Origin of the sequence: Myceligenerans salitolerans (genome assembly GCF_017349295.1) — a bacterium.
GTDB classification, from domain to species: domain Bacteria; phylum Actinomycetota; class Actinomycetes; order Actinomycetales; family Cellulomonadaceae; genus Myceligenerans; species Myceligenerans salitolerans.
Window position 1 is genome coordinate 1 of record NZ_JAFMPK010000020.1, and the last position, 22,678, is coordinate 22,678.

At 71.7% G+C, this 22,678-nt stretch carries 18 protein-coding genes and 3 tRNA genes; 11 read left to right on the forward strand and 10 right to left on the reverse strand.

Going from position 1 to position 22,678, the window contains the following annotated elements; genetic code table 11:
* Positions 1 to 165 precede the first annotated feature (165 nt).
* Complete coding sequence (gene aceE / locus J0911_RS03015; protein WP_207273993.1) at positions 166 to 2,931, reverse strand: pyruvate dehydrogenase (acetyl-transferring), homodimeric type; 2,766 nt, start codon at positions 2,929 to 2,931, stop codon at positions 166 to 168.
* Positions 2,932 to 3,517: 586 nt separating this feature from the next.
* Between aceE and J0911_RS03020 the strand changes: the two genes are divergently transcribed.
* From J0911_RS03020 to J0911_RS03030, 3 genes are all read left to right on the forward strand, one after another.
* The gene (locus J0911_RS03020; RefSeq protein WP_207273994.1) at positions 3,518 to 3,925 is read left to right on the forward strand and encodes a DUF3052 domain-containing protein; all 408 of its coding nucleotides are present in this window, start codon (positions 3,518 to 3,520) and stop codon (positions 3,923 to 3,925) included.
* On the forward strand, positions 3,925 to 4,413 hold the full coding sequence (locus J0911_RS03025; protein ID WP_207273995.1) for a peroxiredoxin: 489 nt from the start codon (positions 3,925 to 3,927) through the stop codon (positions 4,411 to 4,413). The genes J0911_RS03020 and J0911_RS03025 overlap by 1 nt, the downstream gene beginning before the upstream one ends.
* Before the next feature lie 94 nt (positions 4,414 to 4,507).
* A tRNA-Val gene (locus tag J0911_RS03030) sits at positions 4,508 to 4,580 on the forward strand.
* Positions 4,581 to 4,632: 52 nt separating this feature from the next.
* On the opposite strand, the gene J0911_RS03035 is transcribed toward J0911_RS03030, so the two are convergent.
* Positions 4,633 to 5,169, reverse strand: coding sequence for a GNAT family N-acetyltransferase (locus tag J0911_RS03035; protein WP_207273996.1), 537 nt, complete (start codon positions 5,167 to 5,169; stop codon positions 4,633 to 4,635).
* Between the two features lie 208 nt (positions 5,170 to 5,377).
* Here J0911_RS03035 and J0911_RS03040 point away from each other — a divergent pair, with 208 nt between their 5' ends.
* Positions 5,378 to 8,701, forward strand: a complete 3,324-nt coding sequence (locus J0911_RS03040) for a LamG-like jellyroll fold domain-containing protein (protein WP_207273997.1) — start codon at positions 5,378 to 5,380, stop codon at positions 8,699 to 8,701.
* A gap of 83 nt (positions 8,702 to 8,784) precedes the next feature.
* Here the strand turns inward: J0911_RS03040 and J0911_RS03045 are convergent, their stop codons facing one another.
* Complete coding sequence (locus J0911_RS03045; protein ID WP_207273998.1) at positions 8,785 to 9,486, reverse strand: hypothetical protein; 702 nt, start codon at positions 9,484 to 9,486, stop codon at positions 8,785 to 8,787.
* A gap of 124 nt (positions 9,487 to 9,610) precedes the next feature.
* Between J0911_RS03045 and J0911_RS03050 the strand changes: the two genes are divergently transcribed.
* The 5 genes from J0911_RS03050 (at position 9,611) to J0911_RS03070 (ending at position 14,696) form a co-directional block, all read left to right on the forward strand.
* Complete coding sequence (locus tag J0911_RS03050; protein WP_207273999.1) at positions 9,611 to 10,864, forward strand: PucR family transcriptional regulator; 1,254 nt, start codon at positions 9,611 to 9,613, stop codon at positions 10,862 to 10,864.
* 107 nt (positions 10,865 to 10,971) lie between these two features.
* Entirely contained in the window at positions 10,972 to 11,964 is a 993-nt protein-coding gene (locus J0911_RS03055) for an ACP S-malonyltransferase (RefSeq protein WP_207274000.1), read from the forward strand.
* Positions 11,961 to 12,962 carry a beta-ketoacyl-ACP synthase III gene (locus tag J0911_RS03060; RefSeq protein ID WP_207274001.1) on the forward strand — a complete coding sequence of 334 codons (1,002 nt, stop codon included), beginning with the start codon at positions 11,961 to 11,963 and terminating at the stop codon, positions 12,960 to 12,962. The genes J0911_RS03055 and J0911_RS03060 overlap by 4 nt, the downstream gene beginning before the upstream one ends.
* Positions 12,963 to 13,061: 99 nt before the next feature.
* On the forward strand, positions 13,062 to 13,310 hold the full coding sequence (locus tag J0911_RS03065) for an acyl carrier protein (protein WP_207274002.1): 249 nt from the start codon (positions 13,062 to 13,064) through the stop codon (positions 13,308 to 13,310).
* Positions 13,311 to 13,451: 141 nt separating this feature from the next.
* Complete coding sequence (locus J0911_RS03070) at positions 13,452 to 14,696, forward strand: beta-ketoacyl-[acyl-carrier-protein] synthase family protein (protein WP_207274003.1); 1,245 nt, start codon at positions 13,452 to 13,454, stop codon at positions 14,694 to 14,696.
* Between the two features lie 103 nt (positions 14,697 to 14,799).
* Here J0911_RS03070 and J0911_RS03075 read toward each other — a convergent pair whose 3' ends face one another.
* From J0911_RS03075 to J0911_RS03085, 3 genes are all read right to left on the reverse strand, one after another.
* Positions 14,800 to 15,297, reverse strand: coding sequence for a DUF3145 domain-containing protein (locus J0911_RS03075; RefSeq protein ID WP_207274004.1), 498 nt, complete (start codon positions 15,295 to 15,297; stop codon positions 14,800 to 14,802).
* Positions 15,298 to 15,544: 247 nt separating this feature from the next.
* Entirely contained in the window at positions 15,545 to 16,030 is a 486-nt protein-coding gene (gene def / locus J0911_RS03080) for a peptide deformylase (RefSeq protein ID WP_207274005.1), read from the reverse strand.
* A gap of 333 nt (positions 16,031 to 16,363) precedes the next feature.
* Positions 16,364 to 17,599 carry an RtcB family protein gene (locus tag J0911_RS03085; protein ID WP_207274006.1) on the reverse strand — a complete coding sequence of 412 codons (1,236 nt, stop codon included), beginning with the start codon at positions 17,597 to 17,599 and terminating at the stop codon, positions 16,364 to 16,366.
* Positions 17,600 to 17,812: 213 nt separating this feature from the next.
* Here J0911_RS03085 and J0911_RS03090 point away from each other — a divergent pair.
* Positions 17,813 to 17,886, forward strand: a tRNA-Ile gene (locus tag J0911_RS03090).
* Between the two features lie 57 nt (positions 17,887 to 17,943).
* Here J0911_RS03090 and J0911_RS03095 read toward each other — a convergent pair.
* The 3 genes from J0911_RS03095 to J0911_RS03105 form a co-directional block, all read right to left on the reverse strand.
* Positions 17,944 to 18,016, reverse strand: a tRNA-Asn gene (locus tag J0911_RS03095).
* 158 nt (positions 18,017 to 18,174) lie between these two features.
* Complete coding sequence (locus J0911_RS03100; RefSeq protein ID WP_242636212.1) at positions 18,175 to 18,681, reverse strand: hypothetical protein; 507 nt, start codon at positions 18,679 to 18,681, stop codon at positions 18,175 to 18,177.
* 10 nt (positions 18,682 to 18,691) lie between these two features.
* Positions 18,692 to 19,933: an AI-2E family transporter gene (locus J0911_RS03105; protein ID WP_207274007.1), complete on the reverse strand. Its 1,242-nt coding sequence runs from the start codon at positions 19,931 to 19,933 to the stop codon at positions 18,692 to 18,694.
* Positions 19,934 to 20,088: 155 nt separating this feature from the next.
* On the opposite strand from J0911_RS03105, the gene J0911_RS03110 reads away from it, so the two are divergent.
* A complete protein-coding gene (locus J0911_RS03110; protein ID WP_207274008.1) occupies positions 20,089 to 21,303 on the forward strand; it encodes an FAD-dependent monooxygenase in 1,215 nt (404 codons plus the stop codon).
* 22 nt (positions 21,304 to 21,325) lie between these two features.
* Here the strand turns inward: J0911_RS03110 and J0911_RS03115 are convergent, their stop codons facing one another.
* Positions 21,326 to 22,624, reverse strand: a complete 1,299-nt coding sequence (locus tag J0911_RS03115) for a deoxyguanosinetriphosphate triphosphohydrolase (protein WP_207274095.1) — start codon at positions 22,622 to 22,624, stop codon at positions 21,326 to 21,328.
* Between the last annotated feature and the right edge of the window lie 54 nt (positions 22,625 to 22,678).

The following is a 22,678-nucleotide window of genomic DNA, read 5'->3' on the forward strand; positions in this document are numbered from 1 at the left end:
ACCACTCGACATGGGACCGACCACACGGGGTCGCACCGTCCGCTCGGCGCGCTGTCTGCCGCGGGCGCAGACGGCGGGCGCAGACGGCGGGCGCAGACCGCGGGGGCGGCGCCACCAGGCGCCGCCCCCGCCGTCACCGGGCTCGGCCCGGCGTCATCCCGGAGCTCAGCTCTCGCCGCCCGCGCTTCCCGACGTCCCCGCGTTCACGTCGAGCAGGCGGTACTTCTCCACCGCCTTCGCCACCACGTCGGCCGGCACCTCGCCGCGGCGGGCCAGCACCTGCAGCGTCTTGACCACCATCGACGGCCCGTCGATGAGGAAGTACCGACGCGCCGCCGCACGCGTGTCCGAGAACCCGAAACCGTCGGCGCCGAGCACGGCGTAGTCGCCGGGCACCCAGGCCCGGATCTGGTCCGGCACCAGGTGGTCGTAGTCGCTCGTCGCGATGAACGGCCCGGACGCGCCCTGCAGCTTCTGCATGACGAACGGCACGCGCGGCTCGGCCCCGGGGTCGACGAAGGCCGCCTGCTCGGCGTCCAGCGCGTCGCGTCGCAGCTCCGTCCAGCTCGTCACGGACCAGACGTCCGCGTGCACGCCCCAGTCCTCGCGCAGCAGTTCGGCCGCCTCCAGGGCCCACGGCACGCCCACGCCCGAGGCGAGCAGCTGGGCACGCGGGCCGTCGCCGTCGCCCGCCGCCTGGATCCGGTGGATGCCGCGCTTGATGCCCTCGACGTCCACGTCCTCCGGCTCGGCCGGCTGCACCATCGGCTCGTTGTACACCGTGAGGTAGTACATGACGTCCTGGTCGCGCCCGTCGGCACCGACGCCGTTCTCGCCAGGGCCGTACATCCGCTCGATGCCGTCCCGCACGATGTGCCGGATCTCGTAGCCGTAGGCCGGGTCGTACTGCACGATGGCGCGGTTCGTCGCGGCGATGAGCGGGCTGTGACCGTCGGCGTGCTGCAGGCCCTCACCGGTCAGGGTGGTGCGGCCGGCGGTCGCACCGATGATGAAGCCGCGGGTGAGCTGGTCGCCCGCTGCCCAGAACTGGTCGCCGGTGCGCTGGAAACCGAACATCGAGTAGAAGATGTAGATCGGGATCAGCGGCTCGCCGTGCGTCGCGTACGACGTGCCCACCGACTGGAACACGGCCGCCGAGCCGGCCTCGTTGATACCGGTGTGCATGATCTGGCCGGACTCGGACTCCTTGTAGCTCAGCATGAGCTCGCGGTCCACGGCCAGGTAGTTCTGCCCCAGCGTGTTGAAGATCTTCGCGCTCGGGAAGATCGAGTCCAGGCCGAAGGTACGCGCCTCGTCGGGGATGATCGGCACGATCCGCTCGCCGAAGCCCTTGACCTTGAACAGGTCCTTGAGCATGCGGACGAACGCCATGGTGGAGGCGACCTGCTGCGTGCCCGAGCCCTTCGCCAGGAGCTCGTACGACTTGTCCTGCGGCAGCGTGAGCTGCGTCTTGGGCGTCGACCGGCGCTCCGGCACGAACCCGCCGAGCTGGCGCCGGCGCTCCAGCATGTACTCGATCTCCGGCGAGTCCATGCCCGGGTGGTAGTACGGCGCGTCGTACGGGTCGGTGAGCTCGTCGTCCGTGATCGGGATGTTGAGGGAGTCGCGCAGCGCCTTGAGCTCGTCCGTCTTGAGCTTCTTCATCTGGTGGGTCGCGTTGCGCCCGGCGAAGCCGGAGCCGAGACCGTAGCCCTTGACCGTGTGGGCCAGGATGATCGTCGGCTGGCCGGTGTGTGCGCGGGCCGCCGAGTACGCCGCGTAGATCTTGCGGTAGTCGTGGCCGCCGCGCTTGAGGTTCCAGATGTCCTCGTCGGTCATGTTCTCGACGAGCGCCTTGGTGCGCGGGTCGCGGCCGAAGAAGTGCTCCCGGATGAACGCGCCCGACTCGGCGCGGTACGTCTGGTAGTCGCCGTCCGGCGTGGCGTTCATGAGGTTGACCAGGGCGCGGTCCTTGTCGGCCTGGAGCAGGGCGTCCCACTCGCGGCCCCAGACGACCTTGATGACGTTCCAGCCGGCACCCCGGAACTGCGCCTCCAGCTCCTGGATGATCTTGCCGTTGCCGCGCACCGGCCCGTCGAGCCGCTGCAGGTTGCAGTTCACCACGAACGTCAGGTTGTCGAGCTGCTGCTGGGACGCGAGCTGGATCATGCCGCGGCTCTCCGGCTCGTCCATCTCGCCGTCGCCGAGGAACGCCCACACGTCCTGCTGGCTGGTGTCCTTGATCCCGCGGTTGTGCAGGTACTTGTTGGTCCACGCCTGGTAGATGGCCGAGGCCGGGCCCAGGCCCATCGACACCGTCGGGTACTCCCAGAAGTCCGGCATGAGACGGGGGTGCGGGTACGACGGCAGGCCGCCGCCCTCGTGCGACTTCTCCTGGCGGAAGCCGTCGAGCTGCTCCGCGCTGAGCCGTCCCTCGAGGAACCCGCGGGCGTACACGCCCGGCGAGGCGTGACCCTGGAAGTAGATCTGGTCACCGCCGCCCGGGTGGTCCTTGCCGCGGAAGAAGTGGTTCAGACCCACCTCGTAGAGGGTCGCCACGGAGGCGTACGAGGAGATGTGCCCGCCCACGGACAGACCCTCACGCTGCGCGCGGGTCACCATGACGGCCGCGTTCCAGCGGATGAAGGAGCGGTAGCGCCGCTCCATCGCCTCGTCGCCCGGGAAGTAGGGCTCCTCGTGGATACCGATCGTGTTGACGTACGGCGTGGCCGTCGTCGCGGGGATGTGCACGTTGCGCTCGCGAGCCCGCCGCAGCAGGTTGAGCATGACGTACCGGGCCCGCGGGCCGCCCTTGTCGTCGATCAGTCCGTCGAACGACTCGACCCACTCGGAGGTTTCCCCGGGGTCGATGTCCGGCACAGCGCTGAGCAGACCGTTGATCAGCGGTCCGGTCTCGTCAAACGAAGCCACCAGCAACCTCTCCCTTGCCGCTGACGCTCCTCGGGCTCCGCTCCGGGCGAGTGCCTCGTTCCTCGGCTCTCGCCCTTCGCCGCGCTCTTCGTCACGTCAGAGTCGTCGGCACGACCGGTTGGCCGTGCTTCTCTCGTCCTGCGCCACTCGGGGGCGATCGGCGTCGCGGTCAGCGACGCCCACCCGCGCACAGGTGGTCACAGCCATTCTGACCCCTCCCAGCGTGCGCTCACACCATAGGACGGTCAAGAAGCTCAGCGGGATGCGTGATCTGCGTTACTTCGCGCCGACTTTTCGCGGAGGAGACCCGCAGGTGAGACCGAGTATCGCTTTACTGATACCAAGTACGGATTTGGCGGTCCGTGGACGACGGCGGCCGTGGTGCGGCAGGCCCCACGGCCGCTGTCGCGGAGCCGGTACGGCCGGCGCGTGGACCGGCACGGCCTCGCCCCGGACCGACACAACGGTCCTGCATCACTGGCGCGCCCGTGCAGCGCGGCACGTCCGAGTGCACTACCTTTGCCACGAAGGACGCCTGGTCACCACGCGGCCCAGGATCGTGAGATGAAAGGAATGCAGAACCAAAGTGAGCGCGGACACCCAGGGTGCGGACCGACTCGGATTCAAGGCCGACCAAGTGGTTCAGGAGTTCGGCTGGGGCGACGACGTCGATGACGACGTGCGCACCGAGATCGAGAAGATCACCGGCAACGAGCTCGAGGACGAGGACTACGGCGACGTCACCGACGGCGTGATCCTCTGGTGGCGAGATGGCGACGGAGACCTGACCGATGCCATGGTCGACGTCACCACGCTCCTCGACGACGGCGGTCTCATCTGGATCTTCACGCCGAAGGCAGGGCGCGACGGGCACACGACGCCCGGAGAGATCCAGGAGGCGGCCAACACCGCGGGCCTGCAGACGACGAACACCTTCGCGGTGGCCGAGGAGTGGTCGGCCACACGGCTCGCCTTCCGGGGCCGCGGGCACTGATGACCTCGCCCGAACCCGCCGTCGCCCCGGGACAGGCCGTGGGCGCCGGCGACCCGGCGCCCGACTTCACGCTTCCCGACACCCACGGCACCCCCGTGCACCTGGCCGATCTGCGCGGCCAGACCACGCTCGTCGTGTTCTACCCGTTCGCCTTCTCCGGCATCTGCACGAGTGAGCTGTGCGAGCTGCGGGACAACATCGAGGACTTCGAGACTGCCGGGGTGCGGCTCCTCGCGGTCTCCACGGACCCCGTGTTCACCCTGAAGGCGTGGCAGGAGACCGAAGGCTTCGGCTTCGACCTGCTGAGCGACTTCTGGCCGCACGGCGCGGTCGCGCGCTCGTTCGGGGTGTTCGACGAGGAGTCCGGCCACGCGCTGCGCGGTTCGTTCCTGATCGACACCGACGGGATCGTGCGCTGGAGCGTGGTCAGCCCGCGAGGACGCCGGCGCGATCTGGAGGGCTATCGCCAGGCGCTGGCGGAGATCTGACGGCGGCGTCGTGGGTGGACGGCGTGGCCGGGCGTGTCGTGGGTGGACGGCGTGGCCGGGCGTCAGGACAGGTATCCTGGGCTGCGCCGTTCCAGGGCCTGTAGCTCAGTTGGTAGAGCACTACGTTTACACCGTACTGGTCGGGGGTTCGAGTCCCTCCGGGCCCACTTTGTGATGACGCGGGACACCGTTCAGCGATGTTCCGCGTCATCGTTCGCGTCACAGGAGCAACTGGTACAGCACATGGTCCTGCCACTCGCCGGCGATCCGCATGTATCGCGGGGCGTAGCCGAACCGCTGGAATCCTGCCCGCGTCAGCACCGTCTGCGACGCCGCGTTGTGCGGCAGCGTGCCGGCCTGCAGTCGGTGCAGGCGCAGCCCGGCCCGCGCGTGCTCCACAACCGACACCACGGCCCGCGTCATGAGCCCGCGTCCGGCGAGTTCCGCGTCGATCCAGTAGCCGAGGTGTCCGTTCTGGAACGCGCCACGCACGATGTCGGAGAGGTTGAGCCGGCCCACGACGTCGTCGCCGGCCGCGAGCACCAGGAACAGGCCGCGCCCACCGGCCGCCTGCTCCAGCTGGAGGTCGACGACGCGCTTCTGCGCCGCCTCGGTGAAGAAGTCGTCCGGCCGCGCCGGCTCCCACTGCTCCAGGTGCGCGCGGTTGCGCCGGTAGGCGTCGGCGAGCGGCCCGGCGTCGTCGATGGTGACGTCGCGCAGGACGACGTCGTCGGACAGGGATACGGCGAACGGCATGCGACCGATCCTAGAGAACCACCCCGAAGCCGCTCGGGCGCCGCGCGCGCAAGTATATTTTCGGGTGAAATAACGCACTGAGCAGGACTTCACCCGCTACTTCACCCCGTACCGGCTAGTACCACGCTGTGGCCGGTCGTAGCCTCGGAGGCATCACGTCCGGGCACGGTCCTGCCCGGTACGGCCCTTCGAAGGCGGAGTACGAAGCATGCGCGTTCCCGGCACCGAATCCCTTGTTCTCCGGCCGCGCCGCCGCCCGGCGGCCGGCGTGGCCGCGGTCGCGGTCGTCGCGGTCCTCTCAGGCGGCCTCGCGGCCGCTCCGGCGCTGGCCGCACCGGGAGCCCGCGACGTCCTGGTGACCACTCCGGCTGCCGGCGACGTCGCCACGACGGCGCTCTCCGCGGCCTCGTCCGCCGAACTGCCGGCGACCGTGAGCAGTGATCCGCTCCCGACCACCCAGATCGACGGCGTGGCCTGGACCCAGGTGGTGGTCGGCGACACCGTGTACGTGGGCGGGAGCTTCAGCTCGGCGCGCCCTGCCGGTGCAGCGCCGGGCACGGACGAGGTGCCGCGAGGCAACCTCCTCGCCTACGACCTTGCCACGGGAGAGCTCGACACGAGCTGGTCCCCGATGGTGAACGGTGAGGTCAAGGGGCTGGCGGTGTCGCCCGACGAAAGCGTGCTCTACGTCGTCGGGTCCTTCACGTCGGTGGACGGCGTCACGCGGTACCGTTCGGCCGCGTTCGACACGTCCACCGGCGCGCTCACCTCGTTCCGGCCCGCGGTGAACGGCCCGGTGTACGCGGTGGCGACCTCCGGTGACGACGTCTTCCTCGGTGGTTCGTTCTCCAGCGTGAACAACACGGCCCGCTCACGGGTGGCCGCGGTGGACGCCGCGACGGGAGCGACGACGCGCGCGTTCGAGGCGGCGGTCGGCAACCGTTCGGTGCAGGCGATGACCGCGGCGCCCGACGGCGGCTCCGTGGTGATCAGCGGCAACTTCACCGCGGTGGACGGGTCCTCGGATCCCGGTTACGGCCTGGCGCGGCTGGACGCCGCCACGGGCGACCTGCTGCCGCTCCCGGTCAACGACGAGGTCCGCAACGCCGGCGACAAGGCGGCGATCCTGGCTCTGTCCTCGGACGAGAACTACTTCTACGGCACCGGCTACCACTACGGTGGCGGCGGGAACGTGGAGGGTTCCTTCGCCGCGTCCTGGGAGACGGGCGAGCTGGTCTGGATCGAGGACTGCCACGGCGACACCTACTCCATCGTTCCGTTCCGGGGCGCCGCCTACCAGGCCAGCCACAAGCACTACTGCGGCAACAGCGGCGGGTTCCCCGAAACGAGCCCCCGCTCCTACTACCATGGAACCGCCGTCACGCTGACGGTCGAGGGTACGAACACGGCGGACATCTTCGGCTACCCCGACCATCCGGGAACGCCGCGGCCCGAGTTCCTCAACTGGTACCCCGACTTCTCGATCGGCACGTACACCGGGCAGGAGCAGGGCCCCTGGCACGTGACCGCGAGCGGTGACTACGTGGTGTTCGGCGGCGAGTTCCTCCGCGTCAACAACAGGCCGCAGCAGGGTCTCGTCCGGTTCGCGGTGCGGGACGTGGCTCCCAACGCCGACGGTCCGCGCCTCGGCGGCGCGTCGTTCGCGCTGAGCGCCTCGTCGCCCGCGAGCGGCGTCGTCCGGCTGACCTGGCCGCAGAACCACGACCGGGACGACAAGACCCTCACGTACTCCGTGTACCGCGACACGTCGTCGGCCCCCGCGGTCGCCGAGGTCGAGGCGACCGCGAGCTTCTGGGAGACGGAGACCCTGACCGCTCTCGACGTGGGCGCCACGCCGGGATCGACGCACCGCTACGCGGTGGTGGCACGCGACCCGTGGGGCAACGCCGCCTGGTCCGACTGGGTGGACGTCACCGTGACGGACGGCGAGCCGCTCGGCACCTACGCCCAGGACGTCCTGCTCGACGGCGCCAGCCACTACTGGCGGATGGGCGGCACCTCGGGCCCGGTCACCGACCTCGCCGGCGCGTACGACCTGACCGCCGGGACCGATGTCGCGTTCGGTACCTCGGGAGCGCTCGCCACCAGTTCCGACACCGCCGTCACCACCGACGGCACGATCGACTCCCGCACCTGGACCACCGGCACGGCGCGACCCGCACCGCAGACGTTCAGCGTCGAGACGTGGTTCCGCACCACGACGCCGGGCGGCAAGCTCATCGGCTACGGCGACCGCGGGAGCCGTTCGACGTCGAGCAGCTACGACCGGCACCTGTACCTCGACGGAACCGGCAGGCTCGTCCTCGGCGCCTACCCCGGCGCCCTGCGCACCGTCACGTCGTCCGCGCCGGTGACGGACGGCGCCTGGCACCACGCCGTCGGCACGCTCGGAGCCGACGGGATGCGCCTCTACCTCGACGGCGAGCTCGTGGCCACCGACACGAGCACCACCGGCGCGCAGACGTACAACGGCTTCTGGCGCGTCGGCGGGGACAACCTCGACGGCTGGTCGCCCTCCTCCCCGAACCGCAACTTCACCGGGGACATCGACGAGGTCGCCGTCTACGAGCACGTGCTCACGCCCGAGCAGATCGCGCGGCACCATGTCGTGGGCCTGACCGGTGAGGGCCCGAACCAGGCGCCCACCGCGGACGCCGAGCTCGGCATGTCGGACCTGACCCTCACCGCGGACGCGAGCGCGAGCACCGACCCGGACGGCGAGATCGCGTCCTACGCCTGGGATCTCGGCGACGGGGACACCGCCACCGGGCCGACGGTCGAGCACACGTACGCCGCGGCGGGCACCTACGAGGTGACGCTGACGGTCACCGACGACGACGGCGCCACCGACACCTACACCGAGGACGTCACCGCGACCGACCCGCCGCCGCCGGACCCGGCACTCGCGCGCGACGCGTTCGCCCGCACGGTGGCCGGCGGCTGGGGTACGGCCGACACCGGCGGCGCGTGGACCACCGGGGGCTCGGCCTCCCGGTTCTCCGTCGACGACGGGGCCGGAAGGCTGGAGATGGCCGGCGGCCTGACCCTGTCCGCGCAGCTCGGGGACGTGTCCGACACGGCCACGGACGTCACCGTGCGTGCGTGGGCCGACGACGTGCCGTCGGGCAACAGCTACCTGACGGTGCAGGGTCGACGTGTCGGCGGCGACCACCTGGGCGGGCGGCTCAAGCTGTTCCCGGACGGACGCGTCGAGGTGCACACGGTCCGGAACGGGACGCCGCTGGCGGGCGGGACCGTGACCGGGCTGACGTTCGCCGCGGGTGATCCGCTGCTCGTGCGGGTCCAGGTGACCGGGACGTCCCCCGCGACGATCCGCACGCGCGTCTGGGCCGAGGGCACCGCCGAACCGACGACGTGGCAGGCCGTGTCCACCGACGGCACCGCTTCCCTGCAGACCGCGGGCTCCGTGGGCCTCATGCTCTACACGGGCGGCTCGGCGGCGTCCTCCTGGGCGTTCGACGACCTGGTCGTCCTGGAGGCGCAGGACTGACCGCATCGGCGGGCGGCACGCGGCCGGAACCGCAGGCTACGGCTCCGCAAGCGCTCCCATACCCACGGAGCGCGGCGGGGCGGTCAGGTACCGGCCGCGCGCCGTTCGCTCGCGGCGATCTCCTTCGCCAGTTCCGCCTTGAGCTTCGCCACGGCGGACCGGTCCGGATGCATGTCCAGTGCCCGCAGGTGCTGCTTCGCCTCGAACGGCCGGTCCGCCTCGAGCGCGGCACGCACCAGGTGCTGCCCCACCTCGGGCGTGTGTTCCCGGACCCGCCAGTGCCCCACGCCGAGCCCGAGCGCCTCCACCGGCATGCCGGCCGCACGCAGGATCGACAGGCTCTCGGCCAGCGCCCGGCCCTCCGGGTCACGCTCGGTCGCGGTCGTGAAGCGCCGCACGGCGCCCTCCGGGTCCTCGGCGAGCGACAGCCGCCCCAGCTCCAGCAGTGGGTACCATCCGCGCGGGTTCCCGCCGATCTCCTCGGCGAGTGACCAGACCGCGAGATCGGCGGCCTGGCTGCGCATCTCGGCGGCGGTCGGCTCGTCCTCGGTGTCGCGCAGCGGGTCGAGCTCGCCGTGCCCCTCAGCAGCATGTCCCCGGACGATCTCCGCGAGTGCGGTGAACGCCTCGATGTTGTTGGGGTCGTCGGCGAGCTGGGCTCGCAGCGCGTCCTCGTGGATGGTGTCTCCTCGACGTGGGGCCGACGGCGAAGGATGGCGGGCGCCGATACTGGATGCAGAGGTAGGCCGATGGATGAGGCTGCGGAGCCGGTGCATCAGGGCCATACCCTCGACCCTACAGGGGACGGTGCGCCGTGGCCGCTGAAACGGTGGTGCTCCGTGCCGCTGTGGCGCGCGAGCGATTAGTCCGTTTGTGGACTCCGTACAATCCGGCCCGTATTCTCGCTCCGTGCCTGCTTCGCCCAAGACCGCCCCATCGACCGGCCCCGCGCCCCGACGCAGGACGGGTCCGGCGCCCAGCCGCACGGCCGCGGCGGCGCCCGCCCGGGACACCGGGACCACCGACGGGCAGAACCTGCAGCGGGTGCGGGACGCGAGCGGCAAGCTGACCTCCGCGACCCTGCGCCGTCTGGACGAGCACCTGTCGTGGTACCGCGACCTGCCCGCGGAGGACCGGTCCTATGTGGGCCTCGTCGCGCAGGCCGGGGTCAACGCGTTCATCACCTGGTTCGCCGACCCGCATCGCCCGCCGCACGGCGTGGACAAGATGTTTTCCGCCGCCCCACCGGAGCTGACGCGCACCATCTCCTTGCAGCAGACGCTGCAGCTCGTGCGCTGCGGCGTCGACGTGGTGGAGGAGATGTCGGACCAGATCGCCGTGCCGGGGGGCGAGCGGGAACTGCGCGAGGCCGTGCTGCGGTACTCCCGGGAGGTCGCGTTCTCGGCGGCGGAGATCTACGCCCGGGCCGCCGAGGTGCGCGGAGCGTGGGACGCCCGCCTGGAGGCACTGGTCGTGGACGCACTCGTGCGCGGCGACGGCAACGACGCGCTGCGCAGCCGCATGTCGGCCCTCGGCTGGAGCGGGAAGGGGGGCACGCTCGTCGTCGTGGGCACCACGAATCCCGGCCTCGACGAGGTGCGCGCCGCCGAACTGCGTCGCGCGGCGCGGCGCAGCGCGGGAGACGCCCTGGTGGGGATCCACGGCGATCGCCTCGTGCTGGTGCTCGGCGGCGAGGGCGACCTGGTGGAGGCCGCCACGGGCCTGCTCGGCCGGTTCGGCCCGGGACCGGTGGTGATCGGGTCCGCGGTGTCCGGGCTGGACGACGCCGCACGCTCCGCACGATCGGCCCTGGCCGGCATGGCGGCCGCACCGGCGTGGCCGCAGGCGCCCCGCCCGGTCATGGCCGACGACCTGCTGCCCGAACGCGTGCTGACCGGCGACGCCTCGGCCCGGCGCACGCTCGTGACACAGGCGTACACGCCGCTGGCCGAGGCCGGCGGCTCGGTGCTGGAGACGCTGTCGGCGTACCTGGGGACCGGGCGGTCCCTGGAGGCGGCGGCCCGGCGGCTGTACGTGCATCCCAACACGGTGCGCTACCGGCTGCGCAAGGTCTCGGAGATCACCGGCTGGGACCCGCTCGACGCGCGCGAGTCGTTCGTGCTGCAGGTGGCGCTCGCGCTCGGCCAGCTCGGCGAACGGTGAAGCCTTCACGGGAGCCCCGAATCTTGTAGAGATCCCACAACCGCCCTCGACAACCTTGGTACGCGTCGCGACGTCCCGGGTTGACATTGCGTTGGCAGAGTGGACGAGTGCTCGCCGTCGTCTGCCCTGGACAGGGCTCACAGTCCCCCGGGATGCTCAGCCCCTGGCTCGAGCTGCCCGGAGTTGCCGACCTGCTCTCCGCCGCCTCGGAGGCCGCCGAGACCGACCTCGCCACCCACGGCACGACGTCGGACGCGGACACGATCCGCGACACGGCTGTCGCGCAGCCGCTGATCGTCGCGTCGTCGCTCCTCGCGCTCCGCGCCGTCCTGGACGGCAGAGCGGCGCGCGACGTCGTCGACGTGACGGCGGGCCACTCCGTCGGTGAGCTGGCGGCCGCCGCCGTGGCGGGCGTCGTGTCCGACGCCGGAGCGGCCGGACTGGTCGCGGTGCGCGCCCGCGCGATGGCGAAGGCCGCCGCGGCGGCGCCGTCGGGCATGAGCGCGGTGGTGGGCGGGAAGCCCGACGAGGTGCTCGCCGCGATCGAGGCGGCCGGGCTGTGGCCCGCGAACGTCAACGGTGGCGGCCAGGTGGTGGCCGCGGGCGCCCTCGACGGCCTCGCGAAACTGGCCGACAACCCGCCCGAGCGCGCCCGCGTCATTCCGCTGCAGGTGGCCGGCGCGTTCCACACGCCCTTCATGGACTCGGCCCGGGAGGAGTTCGAGCGGGCCGTGACCGGGTTCCAGGGCGCGGCCGACCCGCTGCTCCCGTTCCTGGCCGACCTCGACGGCACCGCCTACACCGGCGGGACGCACGGTCACGGCACCGCCGCGGATGTCCTCTCCCACCTGGCAGCGCAGGTCACGGCACCGGTGCGGTGGGACCTGGTGATGGAGACCCTCGCCGCCCGTGGCGTGACGGCGCTGCTGGAGCTGGCCCCCGGCGGCGTCCTGACCGGCCTCGCGAAGCGTGGCCTCAAGGACGTGGAGACTCTCGCGGTGAAGTCGCCCGACGACATCGACGCCGCCCGCGACCTGATCGCCCGCCACAGCGCCGTCGGCGCCGAGTCCGTTGGCACGACCCCCGGAGCAGCACAGTGACCCTCCTGCAGCAGTCCGAGCCCACCCGCTACTCCCGCATCCTCGCCATGGGTGCGGAGCGGGGGGAGAACGTCGTCACCAACGACGACATCGCCGGGCCCATCGACTCCTCCGACGAGTGGATCCAGCAGCGTACCGGGATCGTCACCCGCCGCCGCGCGGGAGCCGACCGGGACGTGCTCGACCTGTCGGAGGCCGCGGCCCGCAAGGCGCTGGACGCCGCGGGCCTCACCGGCGCGGACATCGACGCCGTGATCGTCTCGACGATCACGCACATGCACATGACGCCCTCGGCGGCCTCGATCCTCGCCGACCGGCTGGGCGCCACCCCGGCCGCCGCGTTCGACATCTCGGCCGCCTGCGCCGGGTACACCTACGGCATCGGCCAGGCGGACGCCCTCGTGCGCGCCGGCCTCGCGCGCAACGTGCTGGTGATCGGCGCCGAGAAGCTGTCCGAGATCATCGACCCGACCGACCGGTCCATCTCGTTCCTCCTGGGCGACGGTGCCGGCGCGGCGGTCGTCGGGCCGTCGGACACCCCCGGCATCGGTCCGACCGTGTGGGGCTCGGACGGCTCCAAGCACACCGCGATCCGGCAGACCCACTCGTGGCAGGAGTGGCGTGAGGACTCCTCGCTCGGCTGGCCGACGCTGCGTCAGGACGGACCCACGGTGTTCAAGTGGGCGTCCTTCCAGATGGCTCCCATCGCCGCGAAGGCGATGGCCGACGCCGGTGTCGCGCCCGAGGACATCCAGGTGTTCGTGCCGCACCAGGCGAACATGCGTATCATCGATCAGCTCGTGAAGCAGCTGAAGCTGCCCGAGTCGGTGGTGGTCGCCCGTGACATCGCCGACACCGGCAACACGTCGGCCGCCTCGATCCCGCTCGCCACCGTGCGTCTCCTGGAGGAAGGACAGGCCACGTCGGGCGACATCGCCCTGCAGATCGGCTTCGGCGCCGGACTCGTGTACGCCGCGCAGGTCATCGTCCTGCCGTAACCTTCGCTTCGTACTGCTCGCCCCGGCGTCGGCCGGGCCGGGCGGTCACGGCAAGTCCCCCGGGAGCCCCGGCTCCCACCGAGAAGAAAAGGAAGCCCCATGGCCAACACCGAGCAGGAGATCCTCACGGGTCTCGCCGAGATCGTCGCCGAGGAGACCGGCCTCGACACTGCCGACGTCGCGCTGGAGAAGTCCTTCACCGATGACCTCGACATCGACTCGCTGTCGATGATGACCATCGTCACGCACGCCGAGGACAAGTTCGGTGTTCGTATTCCCGACGAGGAGGTCAAGAACCTCGCGACCGTCGGTGACGCCGTGAGCTACATCAAGGGCGCGCAGGACTGACGACGACGGGTCGGCGCCGCGTCGTCGTCCTCGCCCGCATCGCCCGACGGCGGTCCGCCGGTGGCCTGCCGCAGCGCAGGCCGTCCGGACCGCCGTCGGACATCATCTTCCACCGCACCACCTAGCCAGGAGCCAGACCCCATGACCTCCGCACGCGACGTCGTCGTCACCGGCCTCGGCGCCACCACTCCGCTCGGCGGGGACGTGCCCTCCACCTGGGAGGCCGCGCTCGCCGGGAAGTCCGGTGCGCGCACCATGGACAACGACTGGGCCGAGCGCTACGAGATCCCCGTGAACTTCGCGGCGACCATCAAGGTCAAGCCGGAAGAGGTCCTCAAGCGGCCGGAGCTCAAGCGCATGGACCCGTCGGCCCAGTACGCGGTGATCGCCGCGCGCGAGGCGTGGAAGGACGCCGGGGAGCCCGAGATCGACGGCGAACGGCTGGGGTCGGTCGTGTCGTCCGGCATCGGTGGCGTCTGGACCCTGCTCGACGGCTGGGACACACTGCGTGAGCGCGGCGCCCGCCGCCTGCTGCCCATGACCGTCCCGATGCTCATGCCGAACTCGCCGACCGCGTTCGTGTCGCTCGACCTGGGTGCCAAGGCCGGCTCCCACGCGCTCGTGTCGGCCTGCGCCTCGGGGGCCGAGGCCATCGGCTACGGCGCGGAGATGATCCGGTCCGGCCGGGCCGACGTCGTCGTCGCCGGAGGCACCGAGGCCACGATCCACCCGATGCCGATCGCGGCCTTCGCCGCGTCCCGCACGCTGTCGTTGCGCAACGACGATCCCGAGGGCGCCTCCCGCCCGTACGACGTCGACCGTGACGGCTTCGTCGTCGGCGAGGGCGCGGCCGTGGTGGTGCTGGAGAGCGCCGAGCACGCCGCCGCACGTGGCGCTCGGGCGTACGCGAAGATCGGCGGCGTCGGGCTGTCGTCCGACGCCTACCACATCACCTCGCCGGACCCCGACGGCACGGGTCAGGTCGCCGCGATGCGGGCGGCGCTGGAGGATGCCGGAGCCGACGGTGCCGACGTCGTACACGTCAACGCCCACGCCACGTCGACCAAGGTGGGTGACCTCACCGAGACGGCGTCGATCCGGCGCCTGTTCGGAAGCGACGCCGACCACGTGCAGCTGTCCGCGACGAAGTCCATGACGGGTCACCTGCTCGGCGGCGCGGGCGCGCTCGAGACGGTGTTCACGGTGAAGGCGATCGCCGACCGGCTCGCCCCGCCGACCATCAACGTCGCCAACCCCGACCCGGAACTCCAGGTCCCCCTGGTACGGGACGAGCCCGCGAAGCTCCCCGGCGGCGACATCGCGGCGATCAACAACTCGTTCGGCTTCGGCGGGCACAACGTGGCGCTGCTGGTGCAGAACGCCTGACGGACGACCACGAAGCCCCGCGACCACGAGGCCCCGGTCCGCGATCTCTCGCGGACCGGGGCTCGGTCGTCGTGACGCCGTGGGGTGGGCGGCCGGCTCGCCGTCAGCCGACCTGGTGCAGCCAGCGGACCGGCGCACCGGCCCCCGCCTGGCGGAACGGCTCCAGTTCGTCGTCCCACGCCGCGCCCAGGGCGAGGTCGAGCGCGTCCCGCACCGCGCGCGGGTCGCCGTGGTCGAGCGCGGCCCGTACCCGGTCCTCGGGGATGACGATGTTGCCATGGACATCCGTCATGGCATGGAAGATACCGAGGTCCGGAGTGTGCGACCATCGGGCGCCGTCGGCGCCCTGGCTCGGTTCCTCCGTCACCTCGTACCGCAGGTGGTCCCAGCCGCGCAGGGCGGACGCGATCCTGGCGCCCGTCCCCTGCGGCCCCTGCCACGAGTATTCAGTTCTGTAGAGCCCGCGCCCCGCGGGTTGAGGTGTCCAGTCCATGGTGACCCGGAGGTCCAGGACACCGCCTGCCTGCCACTCGATATGCGGACAGAGGGCACGGGGCGCAGAATGCACGAACAGCACGCCACGAACAATTCCGCCGGCCATGTCTTCCTCCCTGGTCGAGGCACGTCTTCCCCTACGTCCTCACCGGGCGGTGGCGCTGTGGCCGAGCGTCATGCGTGGTGTCCAGGTGCACTACTGCGTCCGCTGCCCATCCTGCACGACTCCCCGGCCCGGCGCACGCGAAGTAACGCGTTTGCGGCGAGAAATTTCACCTTTCCACCAACTTTCCGTTCCACATTACCGCTTTAACGGACTTTTTGGACCATCGTCCAAGTCAAGAACAGGTGAATCAGAGCCGTGCACGCAACTCGCGCATGGCCTCCTTGCGGGCCTCGCGTTCGAGCCGGTCCAGGTACAGCTTGCCGTCGAGGTGGTCGCACTCGTGCTGCAGGCAGCGCGCCATCAGCCCCTCCCCGGAGACCTCCACCTCGTTGCCGTCCAGGTCCGTGCCCACCACGCGCGCGTAGTTCGCGCGGACGGTCGGGTACCAGAGGTTCGGGACGGACAGGCACCCCTCGCCGCCGTCCTGCGTCTCCTCCCCCAGTTCGACGATGCTGGGGTTCAGGACGTACCCGATCTCGCCCTCGATGTTCCACGAGAACGCGCGCAGGCTGACCCCGATCTGGTTCGCCGCCAGGCCGGCGCGCCCCTCGGCGTCCACGGTCTCCACGAGGTCGGCCACGAGACCGCGTACGCGATCGTCCACGGTGGTGATCCGGTCGCAGGGGGTCCGCAGGACAGGGTCGGGCATCACCCGGATCTCACGCATCGCCATGGACGCAGATTCTTCCACGTCACACCGACAGTCCGTACACGCCCGGTGATGCACCGCCGCGCCGCCGCGACACCCCGCCATTTCGGTCCCGGCGACCACGCCATTTCGAGGCCAAGAACCTGCGATCCCTGTCCCGCGACCACGCCATGTCGCCGCGGCGACCACGCCATGCCGGCCGCGACCACGCCATTGCAGGCCGTGGAAGCGCGGCCACACCCGCAAGATGGCGTGGTCGACGGCCGGGGCACGAGGGCGCACACCGGCCCGGAGGGCGACGGGTGGGGTGCGGGGCGAGGGTGACGCCGGGGGCGGGGCGGGTGGGGCGAAGTTGCGTCAGCCCTTGACGCAGAGGATCGTGCGCAACCGCGCGACGACCTCGACGAGGTCGGACTGCGCCGCGATCACGGCGTCCAGGTCCTTGTAGGCGCCCGGGATCTCGTCCAGCACGCCCAGGTCCTTCCGGCACTCGACGCCGGCGGTCTGAGCGGCCAGGTCGTCGAGTGTGAACTCCTTCTTCGCCCGGTTCCGTGACATCTTCCGACCCGCGCCGTGTGACGCCGACCAGTACGACCGCGAGTTCCCCAGGCCACGCACCACGTAGGAGCCGGTCCCCATGGAACCCGGGATGAGGCCCAGGTCCCCGCGGCCCGCCCGGATCGCGCCCTTGCGGGTGACGATCAGCTCCGCGCCGTCGATCTGCTCACGCGCCACGTAGTTGTGGTGCACGTTCACGCCCCCGTCGAACCGCAGCGCGCCGTCGGCGTCGAGGTCCGGGAACTGCTCCCGCACCGCCTGCACCGCGAGCGACATCATCACGGCCCGGGAGCGGGCGGCGTAGTCCTGCGCCCACCACAGGTCGTTCAGGTAGGCGTCCATCTCCGGCGTACCGGCGAGGAACACGGCGAGCTCCCGGTCGACCAGGCCGCGGTTGTGGTCGAGGCGCTTCGCGATGCCGACGTGCTGCTCGGCGAGGGACTTGCCGATGTTGCGGGAACCGGAGTGGAGCTGGAGCCAGACACGGCCGTCCTGGTCGAGGCAGAGCTCGACGAAGTGGTTACCGCCGCCCAGCGTCCCGAGCTGCTTCCGCGCCCGCGTCTCGAGCTGACGCACCCTCGGGTGGAGCGACTGGAACCGGTCCCAGAACTTCTGCTCGCCCCGCAGCCGCTCCCGGCCGCCGGATCCGGCGACGGGCCGCAGACGCCGCAGGTCGACGGGCTCGTCATGGGCGGTGAACCCGACGGGAATCGCCGCCTCGATCCGGGACCGCAGCCGCGACAGGTCGTCGGGCAGGTCGTCCGCGGTGAGCGAGGTCCGCACCCCGATCATGCCGCAGCCGATGTCCACGCCGACGGCGTTGGGCGACACGGCGTCGCGCATGGCGATCACCGAGCCGACGGTCGCTCCCTTGCCCAGGTGGACGTCCGGCATGACGCGCACGCCCTCGACCCAGGGCAGCGCCGAGATGTTGCGGAGCTGGTTCAGGGCGGCGTGGTCGACGTCGTGCTCGTGGGCCCACATGAGGGTCTCGGCCCGGGCGCCGGAAAGCGCGACCGGGAAGGCGGTGGACATGCTTCTCCTGCTTTCGTCTCGGGATCGGCACCGGAACCTCCGGCCGGGGCCGGCGACAGTCGCCGCGGGCCGTGCCGCGCGGGCACGTGGCGGCGTGCCGCTGAGGCACCGTAGGGGAGCTGCCGTGCTGGGCACCACGGATTTATCGGCTCCGCGAGGTAGGCTCCTCCTCGCGGCACCCGCCGGCCCGGAAGGGCGTCCGGGTCGCCGCACGCCCCGTTAGCTCAGTCGGTCAGAGCAGCGGACTCATAATCCGTCGGTCCTGGGTTCAAGTCCCAGACGGGGCACCCGGTCAGGGAAACGGCGAAGGCCGGGACCGCAGGGTCCCGGCCTTCTTTCCGCTGCTCCCCCGACTGGACTTGAACCAGTGACCTGCCGATTAACAGTCGGACGCTCTGCCAGCTGAGCTACGGGGGATCGTGCCGCCTGTCCGGTGTCCCGCCCGGCGACCTGCAAAAGAGTAGCAGGTCCGGCGCGGTGAGCCCGAATCCAAATCCGCGCGGCCCCGAGCGACGTCCATCACATCACCGCCGAGCGCGGTGGGAACCCGCGACCCGGTGGAACCACCGGCCGGCTCACTCCGGCAGACCGACGGCGGACCGGGCCCGGGCCTCGGCCGCGTCGACCGCGGCGGCGACGGACGGATCGCTCAGGTCGAGGTCCGCGCCCCCCACCACCTGGGAGAACATCTCCCCGTTCGCCCGGCGGCGCACGGCGACCCGTGCGGACCGCCCACCCGGCAGGTTCACCGGGGCGGCGTGCACCACCGACCACTGCACCCGCTCACGCAGGGTCTGGGGGAAGGAGGAGCGTCCCCTGGTCACCAGCCGGAGCACCAGCGGAGGGCCGCCGTCGACCCACTCCACCGTGATGGTGGCGCTCTCCGGATCGGCGGTCGCGCGATCGACGTCGCACCACTCCCGGTCCACGGTGACCTCGCCGCCGCTCTCCACGACGAGTGCGGACCGGGAAGCGACCGCCCAGCCGCCGTCGCCGAGCTCGGCACGTGCCAGCGGCCGGTCGGTCCCGTGCTCGCGCAGGGCGGCGCGGACGGCCTCGGGCAGGCGCAGGAACATCTCCATGAACGCCACGCTACTGCGCCCGTGCCGCGCTGTCCGTGGTCGGCGCCGGCGCGCCCGCGTCGTCCTTCGCCACCTCGTTCCCCGCGCCGTCGACGGCGTCGTCGTCGGCCCGGCTCGCCACGCCACCTCGCCGCAGTCTGCTGAACACCGCCCAGGACACGGCCGTGAGCGGGACGGAGATCACGGCGCCCAGGAGTCCCGCGAGCACGGTTCCGCACGTGATGGCGAGGGCCATCGCCACGGGATGCAGGTTCACCTGCTTCCCGGTGATGAGGGGCTGCAGCACGTTGGCGTCGATCTGGGCGATGACGGTCATCCCGACGGCGACGATGATCGCCGAGGTCGGATCACCGGTGGCCAGGGTGACGACCGCGCTGATCACGATGGCCGCGACCGGCCCCACCATGGGCACGAACACGGCCAGGAACACGACCACCGTGAGCGGCAGCGCGAGGGGGTTGCCCATGAGGGTCAGGAAGATGCCCGCCATCGTGGCGTCGGCCAGGGCGACGAACGCGATGCCGCGCGTGTAGCCGGAGAAGGTGCGCCAGCCGGTGCGGCCCGCGATCTCCCATCGGTCCTGGAGCCGTACCGGCAGCTGCGCGATGAACCACCGCCACATGGCCCCGCCCCCGGTGAGGAAGAACACGGTGAGGAACATGGCCAGCACGATGACGGTCGCGCAGGTGGCGGCGAGGTTCGCGCCCTGCAGCGCCTGGTCGATCACGGCCCCGCTGTTCTCCTCGAACCAGGCACCGCCGTCGACGAGCCAGTCCTCGCTCGTGCCGACGTCGAAGGGAAGTGATCCGGCGAGGGAGTCCAGGCCGGTGGTGAGCTGGGTGGTCAGGTCGTCGGAGCGCGCCGCGATGGTGGAGACGACGTATGCCGCCAGGCCGCCCACGACGGCCAGCAGGGTCAGCAGTGACGCGACCATCGCGAGGCCTCGGGGCAGGGCACGGTCGTAGAGGTTGCCCAGCGGCAGGAGGACCGCGGTGAGCACCAGCGCGAGATAGACCGCGACGAAGGCGATCTGCACGAGGCTGATCACGTAGACCACCAGGCCGATCACGACGGCGATGCCGATGAGCCGCCACGCGGCGTCCCCGGTGGCGCGCAGCCACGTGCGCGCGGGCCCGGCGGCAGCCGCCCGGGGGACGACGGCGGCCGTCGGGTCGTCCGTGGCGGTCGTGTCGTCCGCGGCCGTGGTCGGCTCTTCCGGGCCGGCGTTCCGTACCGGCGCTTGGGTGGTCATGGCCGCTCCTGTCCTCGTCGCTTGCTCGGGTCTCGTCGTGTGATCGGGTCCGCCGCCTCGTGCGGACCTACCGCCCGACGCAACGGAGGAAATGTATCGGTTTGCCAGTCTTCGTAACAGCGCGGCCTGGACACCGTGCGCGCCGGCACAGCAGCATGAGCACGGCAACGCGCGGCAAGCGGTCTCGGGAGGCAGGCATGGGCAGGACGGCGATCGTGGCCGGTGCGGGACTGGGTGGGCTGGCCGCCGCCGTGGCGCTGCGGCGGTGCGGCTGGGACGTCACGGTGCTGGAGCGTTCGCCCGAGCCCCGGACGACCGGGGCGGGCATCGTGCTGATGGCCAACGCGTTGCGCGCGCTCGACGAGGCGGGTGCGGGTGAGTCCGTGCGCGCGCTGGGTGGCGTCGTCCACCCGGGCTCCCTGCGGGACGAGCGGGGTCGCGCTCTGGTGTCGGTGGACCCGGATCTGATCGAGGAGCGCCTCGGGACCCCCGCGATGGTCTTCCGGCGCTCCGAGCTGCAGGAGGTTCTGGCCGGACGGCTCGAGCCGGAAGTGATCCGTCACGGGGCTCGCGTGGCGGAGATCGACCCGGGCGACACCGCCGCGCACGCGGCCGTGACGCTGGACGGCGGAGAACGGCTGACCGCCGACCTGCTCGTGGGCGCGGACGGGGTACGCGGCGTGAGCCGCGGCGTCGTCGCACCCGACGCGCCCGATCCCGTGTACGTCGGCTCCACCACATGGCTGGCGATCACTGCGGCACCGGACATCACGACGTCGTCGCAGACCTGGGGTCCCGGCGGCGAGGTCGGCGTCCTCCCGCTGAAGGACGGGCGGGTCTACTGGTATGCCACGCAGGCCGGCCCGGCCGGAGGCGCGTCCGGCGACGGCGCGCGGCATCTGGACGAGGCCCGGGAGACGTTCTCCGGGTGGCACGAGCCGATCCCGGACGTGATCGGCGCCACCCGCCCCGACCAGGTGCAGCGGGTCGACCTGTACGCCTTGCCACGTCCGCTGCGCACGATGGTGCGCGGCCGCACGGCGCTCGTCGGCGACGCCGCGCACGCCATGCCTCCGAACGTCGGGCAGGGCGGAGCGTCGGCGATCGAGGACGCGGTCGTGCTCGCGGCGTCGGTCGGTGGTGCGGCCTCGGTCGCCGAAGGACTGCGCGCCTACGACGCCGCCCGCCGGTCTCGCACGGCCGGGATCCTGCGCGCCGCGTGGGCGTCCGCACGCTTCGGTGAGCAGCTGCGCAACCCGGTTGCCGTCGCGGCCCGCAACGCGCTGCTGCGCGCCCTGCCGTCGCGCGTCTACCTGGACGGGATGCGCCGCTTCACCGACTGGGCTCCCCCGCGCCTGCCGGCCGGGTGACCCGCGCCGCGCCTCGCCCGTGTCAGGCACCCCGCGCGGTCAGCCGCGCGTGCAGCGCCAGTGCCGACAGGTCCGTCAGTGAGGCGACCTGGTCGATCACCACGCGGAGGCGGGCGTCGTCGTCGGCGGCGTCCTTCCAGTCGGCGGCGAACAGCGGCTCCAGCTGGTCGGGCCGCTCGGTGAGCACCTGGACCAGCTCGGTGAGGATCTCGCGCTCCCGCTCGTAGCGCGGCTCCATGCCGCGCGGCGCCATCACATACGTCACGGCGATTCCCTTGAGGGCCAGGATCTCGAGCTCGGTCGCCTCCGGGACCATGAGCCGCGCCGCATAGCGCGTGAGCGAGCCGTCCCCGTACTCCGCCCGCGTCGCGTCGACCGCGGCGCCCACGAACCGGCCGATGAGCTGGCTCGTCATGTCCTTCAGCGACGCCAGGGACCGTCGTGACCCGTCGTAGGCGCGCAGCAGGTAGCCCTCCCCGCGCAGGTAGTCCTGCAGGCGGCCGATCGCGGCGTCGATCGCGTCGGCCGAGTACCAGTCGCCGTACCAGTCGCGCACGTACTCGGCCACGCGTGCCCGCTCCTCCGCGTGCGCCATGAGGTCGAGGTCGACCCGGCCGGCCACCACGCCGTCCTCGACGTCGTGCACCGAGTAGGCCACGTCGTCGGCCAGGTCCATGACCTGCGCCTCCAGGCATTTGATCCCGACGGGCGCGCGTTCGCGCAACCATGTGAACACCGGCAGGTCGTCGGGATAGACGCCGAACTTGCGGCTCGGCCGCCCGTCGGGGCGTTCGGGACCCGACCCGTACGCCCACGGGTACTTCACGCTCGCGTCCAGGGACGCACGCGTGAGGTTCAGTCCCACGGGCCGGCCGTCCTCCGCGAAGACCTTCGGTTCCAGCCGGGTCAGCAGCCGCAGCGTCTGGGCGTTCCCCTCGAAGCCGCCGATCCCGCCCGCGAGTTCCGCGAGCGCCGTCTCCCCGTTGTGCCCGAAGGGCGGGTGGCCGAGGTCGTGGGTGAGGCAGGCGGTGTCGACGACGTCGGGGTCGCAGCCGAGGCTGCGGCCGGTCTCGCGGCCGACCTGCGCCACCTCGAGGGAGTGGGTGAGGCGGGTGCGGACGAAGTCGTCGTGGCCGGCGCCGAGCACCTGGGTCTTGGCGCCGAGGCGGCGCAGGGCCGAGGAGTGCACGACGCGGGCGCGGTCGCGTTCGAAGGGGGTGCGGAAGACGGACTTGGGCGGTTCCGTGACCCACCGCTCGGCGTCGTGGTCGGTGTACGACGCCGGAGCGGCGGGCACGGCGGTCTCGTTCACGCCCACCAGGCTAGTCCTGGTGTCGGACAGCTCCGGCACGCGGTCCCGCGGCCCGGGCGGGCG